Below are 9624 nucleotides of genomic sequence, written 5' to 3'. Positions count from 1 at the left end.
TTGGTATCAGTAATCTGATTGGTTAACTGATCTTTAGTATTGGTGATCTGGTTACCCAAGTCTTTCTTCGCATCATCTAACTTGTTGTTGGTATCGGTGATCTTGCCATCTAAACCATCTTTAACATTCGTTAACTGGTCAACATTGACTGCATCTTTACCATTTACGCCATCAGCAACGTTAGTGATGACTTTATTACCTGCATTGATGCCATCTTTAGTGATGCTTGGGCCATCTTTAATGGTTAAACCATTGTTGTTTAATACGCTGTCGCCAGTGGTAATGCTGTCGAACTTCGCATCTTTCAACAATTCAATCTTGATACCATCTTCTGTGGTACGTGTGATCACGTTCTCACCGCTGGTCTTGTCTTCTGCTGTTGCAGCATCAGCTCCACCTACGATGTTTAACTTATCACCTAACTTACGATGAACATCTGCACCTGCATTACCAGCAAAGTTCAAGCCTTTGTTTTCCAACTCGGTCTTGGTGTTATTGATTGTATTGTTTAACTCTGTCTTGGTATTCGTGATCTGATTAGTTAATTGATCTTTAGTATCATTTAACTTGTTGTTAGTATCCGTGATCTGGTTACCCAAATCTTTCTTCGCGTCATCTAACTTGTTGTTGGTATCGGTGATCTTGCCATCTAAACCATCTTTAACATTCGTTAACTGGTCAACATTGACTGCATCTTTACCATTTACGCCATCAGCAACGTTAGTGATGACTTTATTACCTGCATTGATGCCATCTTTAGTGATGCTTGGGCCATCTTTAATGGTTAAACCATTGTTATTTAATACACTGTCACCAGTCGTGATGCTGTCGAACTTCGCATCTTTCAACAATTCAATCTTGATACCATCTTCTGTGGTACGTGTGATCACGTTCTCACCGCTGGTCTTGTCTTCTGCTGTTGCAGCATCAGCTCCACCGATGATGTTTAACTTGTCACCCAACTTACGGTGTACATCTTTACCGGCATTGCCAGCAAAGTTCAAGCCTTTGTTTTCCAACTCGGTCTTGGTATTCGTGATCGTGTTGTTTAACTCAGTCTTGGTATCAGTAATCTGATTAGTTAACTGATCTTTAGTATTGGTGATCTGGTTACCCAAATCTTTCTTCGCATCGTCTAACTTGTTGTTAGTATCAGTAATCTGATTACCTAAGTCTTTCTTCGCGTCGTCTAACTTGTTGTTGGTATCTGTGATCTTGCCATCTAAACCATCTTTAACATTGGTTAACTGGTCAACATTGACTGCATCTTTACCATTTACACCATCAGCAACATTGGTAATCGTTTTATTACCTGCATTGATGCCATCTTTAGTGATGCTTGGGCCATCTTTAATGGTTAAACCATTGTTGTTTAATACGCTGTCGCCAGTCGTAATGCTGTCGAACTTCGCATCTTTCAACAATTCAATCTTGATACCATCTTCTGTGGTACGTGTGATCACGTTCTCACCGCTGGTCTTGTCTTCTGCTGTTGCAGCATCCGCTCCACCTACGATGTTTAACTTATCACCTAACTTACGATGTACGTCTGCACCTGTATTACCAGCAAAGTTCAAGCCTTTGTTTTCCAACTCTGTCTTGGTGTTCGTGATCGTGTTGTTTAACTCAGTCTTGGTATCAGTAATCTGATTGGTTAACTGATCTTTAGTATTGGTGATCTGGTTACCCAAATCTTTCTTCGCATCGTCTAACTTGTTGTTAGTATCCGTGATCTGGTTGCCCAAATCTTTCTTCGCGTCGTCTAACTTGTTGTTGGTATCAGTAATCTGATTACCTAAATCAGTTTTGGTGTTATCAATTTTCTGGTCTAAATTGGTAATGTTTTGAGTATTCTCATTTACACGAGAATCAACATTTTTAAGCTGACGTACAGTCACTGCATCAGAGTCAGCAGAACCATCTTCAACATTGGTAATACGACGCTCTTTACCAGCAGAACCAACCGAGATTACACCATTTGACATTGATGCATCACGATTTGTCAGGAATGAGCTTCCTGTCGTTTCTGTCGCAACGGCATCTTGGCCTAATGCAACACTATTTTCTGCCTCAACTCGGCTGCGTGCACCTAATGCAACACCACCAACAACCATAGACTGGGCACCTTGACCAACAGCAACGGCATTTTCTTGATCGGCAATCGCACCACCACCAATCGCAGCAGAGTTTTTACCTGTTGCTTTAGCACCACCACCAACGGCAGCAGCATTTTCATTGCTTGCTTCAGCACCTTTACCAATTGCAGCAGCACTATCACCTGTTGCCTGTGCACCGCTACCAATTGCAGCAGCACCATTACCTGTTGCTGTAGCACCTTCGCCTGGTTTATTACCAGAACCAATTGCCGTCGAATTTGTACCTGATGCAAGTGAGTTAATACCCATCGCCGATGCACCATCACCTGTAGCTTGAGCAACTGCACCAAATGCTGATGCACCTTTGCCCGCAGCATTCGACATTACACCAAATGCAGATGAAGCATCACCTGTTGCTTTAGATGTCATACCAAAAGCTGACGCAAAAGCACCTGTACCGACAGCCTGAACACCGACAGCTGTTGAACCATGTCCAGTTTCTGTGGTTGGATATTTACCAGCCTGTAATTTACCACCTGTAATTTCAGTGTATTTTTGGCTTAATTCAACATCACGAGCAATTTTGTCAACATCATCACCACCAATCGCTACAGATGAGTTACCACGTGCAATCACATCCGCACCAATCGCGATTGACTGGTCACCAATTGCTTTCGTCTGGTCACCAATTGCAATTGACTGATTGCTATATCCAGGTGCTGTACCAGCCGCGCCTTTAGTTGAAGAGTTACGACCAATCGCAACATCACCACTACCTACTGTCTCGCTTGCATTACCGACAGAAATTGCCCCAACACCAGCGCCTTTTGCATGCGAACCGACAACAACAGCATCATAACCAGTTGCAACCGCTTCTACCCCTACAGCGATTGAGTTACGAGCTTTTGCACCATCATTTTCGTAGTTACCACTTTGTACGCCATTATCATTTACGCTGACATAATGGGTACGTGCTGCTTTTAACTGCCCCACAGTCGCTGCGTCAGAATCTACCGCACCATCTGCTACATTTTGAATACGGCGCTCTGCACCCACATCACCAACAGACAAAACTCCTGTTGGCACAGCTTGTTTTGTCAAGAAACCTTTTTCTGTTACTTGAGTCGCTTTTGAATCTTTACCTAAAGCAATACTGTTCTCAGCTTCTGAACGTGCACCTTTACCAATGGCAACACCACCATCAAAAGCAGCTTCCGCTTGGTCACCAATTACAACAGCTTCATCTTTATTCGCTTTTGCGCCAGTACCAATCGCAACTGATTTTTTACCAGTAGATGCTGAGAATGCACCAATTGCCAAAGAGTTTTCTTGTGTTGCAACCGCACCACCACCAAATGCAATTGAGTCTTTACCGGTTGCCTTTGTCGCCATATTTTTTTGGTATTCTGCGCCTGCTTGACCAGCAACTGAACCTGCATTTTCAATATCTGGTGAACCAATTGCGATAGAACGATAGCCTTCTGCTGTTGCAGAGTGACCAATTGCAAGAGAGCCTTTTCCAGTCGCGGCAGCAACGTTACCAAGTGCTTGTGCATAATCACCTGTTGCTGCTGATTGGCGACCAATTGCTAAAGAGGTATTACCCGTTGAAAGCGCAGCTGTACCAATTGCAACTGCTGCAATTCCTTTCGTAGTTGCATATGAACCAATTGCAGTTCCAAAGTTTTCCTCAGTGGCTGCACCAGTCCCGAGACTGATCGCGCCGCCCTGTTTCATTGCACCAGCAAATGCGCCAGTTGAATTATTGTAAGGATTTTGACGATTTGCGATATTAGAAACGCCTGTACCTTGCGTTTTTGCACCACAACCAATTGCGATATCGCGGTTACCAGAAGTGTTTGCTGCCCCCTCTGAACATCTAGCTCCAGAAATAGAAGTTCCAGAACCGTCCCCTCCCTCAATATTCTTTGCCGCAAACGCAGCAGGAGAAAAACTAATTGCCCCGACCAAAACAGCGGCGGTTAAATTTGAAATTTTAGATTTAGTCTTGGTTTTACTTTTTGCTAGTTCAGAGGTTGCAACCCATGCTCCAATAGATGCATTCCAAACCACTTTATATACTTTGTTCATAAAAATTCTCAGACGTTTACTACAGTTATTGATGGTCTAAAAATGCAAATGAGCATTTTTAGTGTCAGCGCTAAAAAAGAGCCGCGGATGCTAATAAAACCGAGCAAATTGGTAAAGATCTAATGAACACTTTTTTATCAAATATGAGACTTAATTCTCACATTCACAAAAAATCATATGAAATAAATCCATGATTTAAATTAAAAAATAATTTTATGTTTGTTTTTGTTTTTATTTTGTTTATTTTTAAAAATAAAGTGAAAAGTAGAGCAAAAACTCCATAAAACAATAAGAATTAATATTCAATACCTAAAATTGTCATTAATTATTGGAATAAGTAATCAAAAAAACACTTATTAGCTGGAATAAAAATAACCACACCACTATAAATTTTTACTTATCAATCACAAAACCTTGGGTTTTAGATATTGTTTGCTAAATCGAGTATGATTCTTTTATCAAAAACATTTCTCCAACCTTATGGGCCAAGATTTAAAATTATTAAGAAAACAGCTACGCTTTAAAAGAAGACAACTCTCGTCTTATGAACAAAAGCAAGCTGAACAACAAGTTTTGATCCAGCTCAGAACATCCGTTCCCTTTAAAACTTCAAGAAAAATTGGGCTGTATTTACATGCCTTTGGCGAAATTCATACACGAAAAATTCTAAGACTCTGTTTTCAACAAGGAAAACAGGTTTACTTACCCATGATCTGTAATATGAATCAGCGACTGGTGTGGGTAAGAGTTGATTCCAAACAGTATTTTAATCAACGTTTTTCACACCACCCTTTAGGTATGAAAGAACCCATGGCAAACCGCGGTCAACATGTTTCACATCTCGATCTGTTGATTATGCCGTTGCTGGCATGTGATTCCTCAGGCACACGTATTGGCATGGGAGGCGGTTTCTATGACCGGACATTGGCAAGCGCTCAACAGCGTCCCTACCGTCTCGGCCTGGCTCATAACTTTCAATATGTAGAACAACCTTTATTAAGACAAAAATGGGATCAGCCGCTCGATGGATTGCTCACGCCTAAAAAATTCTATTATTTCAAACGCTAGCTTGCTCTTTTTGTTATCACAGCCTTAAATCTTGAGTAATTTAGTCTTTTTTTTATATTTTCTAAGTAAAAACCCTTGTAATTTTTAAAATGCACATCACTATAAAAAACATGGCAACACCGTTGTCACTCATTAGGAGTGCCCATGTCTGAATATATTTTAAATAATGAAACAAGCTTAGAGCCACAGGTTCCAAGTGTATTACCACTATTAGCGTTACGTGATGTTGTGGTGTATCCACACATGCAAATTGCGCTATTTGTGGGTCGTGAAAAATCGATCAATGCAGTGGATGTGGCTCGTAACAGTGACAATTTAGTATTTGTAGTTGCGCAAAAAGATTCGCTTACAGAAGAAATTGATCACGACAATCTCTATCAATATGGAACCGTGGCTAAAATCGTACAAGTCGTTAATCATGAGAATGATGAAAACTGCATTAAAGTACTGATTGAAGGTCTACATCGTTCTAAGCTAGAACGCATTATTGACGGAGAGGAATACTTAACAGCTGAACATCATTTAAGCCCAATGACATTGTCTTTGGATGAAGAGACCCAAGAAACTCGCTTAAATGAATTACGTACCCTGTTTGCTCAATATGCAGAAGCAAAATTACGTAATGCGCGTGAACTCGTCGCAGCAGCAAATAAAATTGAAGACTTATTGCAATTAATGTTCTTCGTTGCAACTCGTGTGCCTTTAAATATTGAAGTAAAGCAAAAATTTTTAGAGCACGATGAATTTGAAGCTCATTTGCAAGAGTTGATGAATTATTTGATGAATCAATCTGCTGAACAGCAAATTGAACAAACGCTGCACGACAGTGTAAAACGTCAGATGGAAAAGAACCAACGTGAATACTTTCTAAATGAAAAAATGAAAGTGATTCAACGTGAACTTTCCGATATGAATGGCGGTGCTGAAGATGACGTTGCAGAAATTGAAAAACGTCTAGCTGAAGCAGATTTACCTGAACACGTACGCAAGAAAGCTGAAGCTGAGTTTCGTAAACTCAAGGCAATGCAACCTGCTTCAAGTGAAGCCGCTGTTGTTCGCAACTATCTGGAAGTGATTTTAGATACGCCATGGAACAAAGCCAGCAAAGTTAGCATTAACTTGAATAAAGCTCAGGAAATTCTCGATACAGATCACTACGGCCTAGATGACGTTAAAGATCGTATTGTGGAATATCTGGCAGTTCAGTCTCGCGTGAAAAAACTCAAAGGCCCGATCTTATGTTTGGTTGGTCCTCCAGGTGTAGGTAAAACATCGCTTGGTGAATCTGTAGCAAAAGCAACAGGTCGCGAGTTTGTCCGTATGGCACTGGGTGGTGTACGTGATGAAGCTGAAATTCGTGGTCACCGTCGTACCTATATCGGTGCGATGCCAGGTAAGATCGTGCAATCGTTGACAAAAGTTGGTGTGAAGAACCCATTGTTCTTACTCGATGAAATTGACAAGATGGCACAAGATTATCGTGGTGATCCTGCATCAGCATTGCTTGAAGTATTAGATCCATCACAAAACAGTAAGTTCAACGACCATTATTTAGATCTTGATCTTGACCTTTCTGAAGTGATGTTCATCTGTACTGCAAACAGCATGAATATTCCTGAGGCCCTACTGGACCGTATGGAAGTGATTCGTCTACCGGGTTATACCGAAGATGAAAAAGTCAATATTGCTGAACGTTACCTTGTTCCGAAAGCAATCAAGAACAATGGATTACGTACCAAAGAATTGACTGTTCATGAAGAAGCAATTCGTGACATCGTTCAACGTTATACACGTGAAGCGGGTGTTCGTAGTTTAGAGCGTGAAGTTTCTAAAATTGCCCGTAAAGTGGTGAAAGAAGCGGTAAGCAAAAAGTCGAAAAACTTACAGATCGACGTGACTTCAGCAAATCTTCCTGAATACTTAGGTCCACATAAGTTTGACTTTGGTATCGCAGAAGATGAAGCACAAGTCGGACGTGTAAATGGTTTGGCTTGGACGTCTGTCGGTGGCGAATTGCTGACAATCGAAGTTGCGGCTGTTAAAGGTAAAGGTAAATTCATTACGACCGGTTCGCTCGGTGATGTTATGAAAGAGTCGATTACCGCAGCAATGACAGTTGTACGTACCCGCGCTGATGAATTGGGAATTGAATCATCTCGTTTCGAAGAAACCGATGTTCACGTTCACTTACCTGAAGGCGCAACGCCAAAAGATGGTCCATCTGCTGGTTTAGCCCTTACGACTGCCCTTGTATCGGCATTCACAGGTATTCCGATTCGTCCAGATATCGCTATGACAGGTGAAACCAGTCTTGGTGGTCGTGCAATGCGTATTGGTGGTCTGAAAGAAAAACTTCTTGCAGCACACCGTGGTGGAATCAAACTGGTCTTCATTCCACAAGATAACGTTCGCGACTTGGCTGAGATTCCAGACAACGTGAAAGAAGGTTTAGAAATCAAAGCTGTGAAAAGCATTGATGAAATCTTACCTTTAGCGTTAACGGATACACCAAAGCCTTTACCAAAAACACCGATTGTGAAACCGGTGGAAGATGCAAAGGCAGCGCGTCACTAAACTGTGAGTTGCAATAAAAAAGAGAGCTTCGGCTCTCTTTTTTTGTTACACATTATGGTTGAAAAATAACCAATATCTTGCATAATAAAATAGAGTCGATAAAACAAAGATCAAATTTGGCTCAATGAACTCATTTTAGTGCCATCTGAACTCCAGACGGATGGCTCTTTGATCGCAGCTCATACTCATTTTGAGCTGCGTTTTTTATGGGTGATCTAAAATAAGCTTTTGTATTTTTTATGACAAGATAAATCCCATGTTTTGCCCTATGCAGGTCGGCAGCCTTTATAATGTGTAGAATTTGCCAAATAAGCCTTAGTTATGAAAATTCGCATTCTTACCATTGGTCAAAAAATGCCAGCATGGGTACTCACTGGATTTGAAGACTATTTCAAACGCATTCAGCCTTTTGTACAAACGCAGGTCATTGAACTTCCGATGGCAAAGCGTGGCAAAAATGATTCTGAAGCTGATATTTTGAAATATTGCCAAATCGAAGGTGAAAGTATTCTAAATGCGCTCAAGCCAAATGAAACCTTGATTGCTTTAGAGGTCGGTGGACGCGAACTCAGTACTGAAAAACTGGCAGATACCATGAAGCAATGGATGCTTGAAGGCAACGATATTGCGCTTGCCATTGGTGGACCAGATGGACATTCAGAGGCGGTTCGTAAAGCAGCAGCGTGGCATTGGTCACTGTCTAAATTGACGATGCCCCACCCGATGGTTCGTATCTTACTCATTGAACAGTTATATCGTGCCATGAGTATTAACCATAATCACCCTTATCATCGGGCTTAAATACTGTTCTGATTTTAGAACAATATGTTGAAGTTTAATGGCTGTCACTGTCATCACTTTTTTGTCACGATAACCATGTCATTTTCACTAGGTGCACACACATGAACGCTCAGACCTTACCCGGACTATTTATCTCTCATGGTTCACCTATGCTTGCACTTGACCCAGAACAGGTTGGCCCAGCACTGCATCGTTTGGGTAGCAATCTGCCTAAACCAGAAGCCATTATTGTCATGTCTGCACATTGGGAAAGTCAGGCGCTGGAAGTCAGCACATCGACTCGACCAGAAACCTGGCATGACTTCCGTGGTTTTCCACCAGCACTTTATGAGATTCGCTACCCTGCTGCAGGCGCACCTCAGTTGGCCGAAGAAATACTGAAACGATTTGCTGAGGCTGGTTTAGCTGCACATGCCAATAGTACACGTCCGCGTGATCACGGAGTCTGGATGCCGTTATTACATATGTATCCAGACGCAGATATTCCTGTGATCGAAATCTCGTTACCCATACATCTCAATGCCGATGATATTTATAAAATCGGACAAGTACTTTCACCTTTACGCGAACAACAGATTTTGCTGATCGGTTCAGGCAGTATTACCCATAACCTTGCCGAGCTTTCGTGGCAAGCTGATGCCGATGTACCCGTTTGGGCAAGTACTTTCCGTAATTCGGTTGTTAACAAACTCACACATCAGGATTATGATGCTGTGCTCGACTGGCCATCCCTCCCTTATGTTCAAAGAAACCACCCTTCTCTTGAGCATTTTGCGCCACTTTTCTTTGCCATGGGTACAGGTAATCGCTTCAACGTTGTCCATAGCAGCTTTTCAATGGGATCATTGGGAATGGATATTTATCGATTCGATTAAATATCAAACTACATCACATAAAAAACAAAATAGGCTTGCATATAATATTAGCAAGCCTATAAATCCATTATATTTTTTAAAATTTACAAATAGAAACATTTAACGAACTTAATGCCTAA

Annotated in this window: 5 protein-coding genes; 4 read left to right on the top strand and 1 reads right to left on the bottom strand. The window is 41.4% G+C overall.

Features of this window, described 5'->3' with window-relative positions:
• On the bottom strand, positions 1-4187 hold a 4187-nt coding region (ata, locus tag EC846_RS14555), incomplete at its 3' end, for a trimeric autotransporter adhesin Ata (RefSeq protein WP_123775600.1).
• 480 nt (positions 4188-4667) lie between these two features.
• Here ata and EC846_RS14550 point away from each other — a divergent pair.
• The 4 genes from EC846_RS14550 to EC846_RS14535 all read left to right on the top strand — a co-directional run bounded on the left by EC846_RS14550 (position 4668) and on the right by EC846_RS14535 (position 9505).
• The gene (locus EC846_RS14550) at positions 4668-5255 is read left to right on the top strand and encodes a 5-formyltetrahydrofolate cyclo-ligase (RefSeq protein WP_123775599.1); all 588 of its coding nucleotides are present in this window, start codon (positions 4668-4670) and stop codon (positions 5253-5255) included.
• A gap of 144 nt (positions 5256-5399) precedes the next feature.
• Complete coding sequence (gene lon, locus EC846_RS14545) at positions 5400-7829, top strand: endopeptidase La (RefSeq protein WP_004770206.1); 2430 nt, start codon at positions 5400-5402, stop codon at positions 7827-7829.
• 321 nt (positions 7830-8150) lie between these two features.
• A complete protein-coding gene (gene rlmH, locus EC846_RS14540; protein WP_004770208.1) occupies positions 8151-8630 on the top strand; it encodes a 23S rRNA (pseudouridine(1915)-N(3))-methyltransferase RlmH in 480 nt (159 codons plus the stop codon).
• A gap of 101 nt (positions 8631-8731) precedes the next feature.
• Positions 8732-9505, top strand: a complete 774-nt coding sequence (locus tag EC846_RS14535; protein ID WP_123775598.1) for a DODA-type extradiol aromatic ring-opening family dioxygenase — start codon at positions 8732-8734, stop codon at positions 9503-9505.
• Positions 9506-9624: the final 119 nt, after the last annotated feature.

Origin of the sequence: Acinetobacter sp. BIGb0102, from assembly GCF_003815055.1 — a bacterium.
Taxonomy (GTDB): domain Bacteria; phylum Pseudomonadota; class Gammaproteobacteria; order Pseudomonadales; family Moraxellaceae; genus Acinetobacter; species Acinetobacter vivianii.
This window is presented reverse-complemented; position numbering and strand designations above follow the sequence as displayed.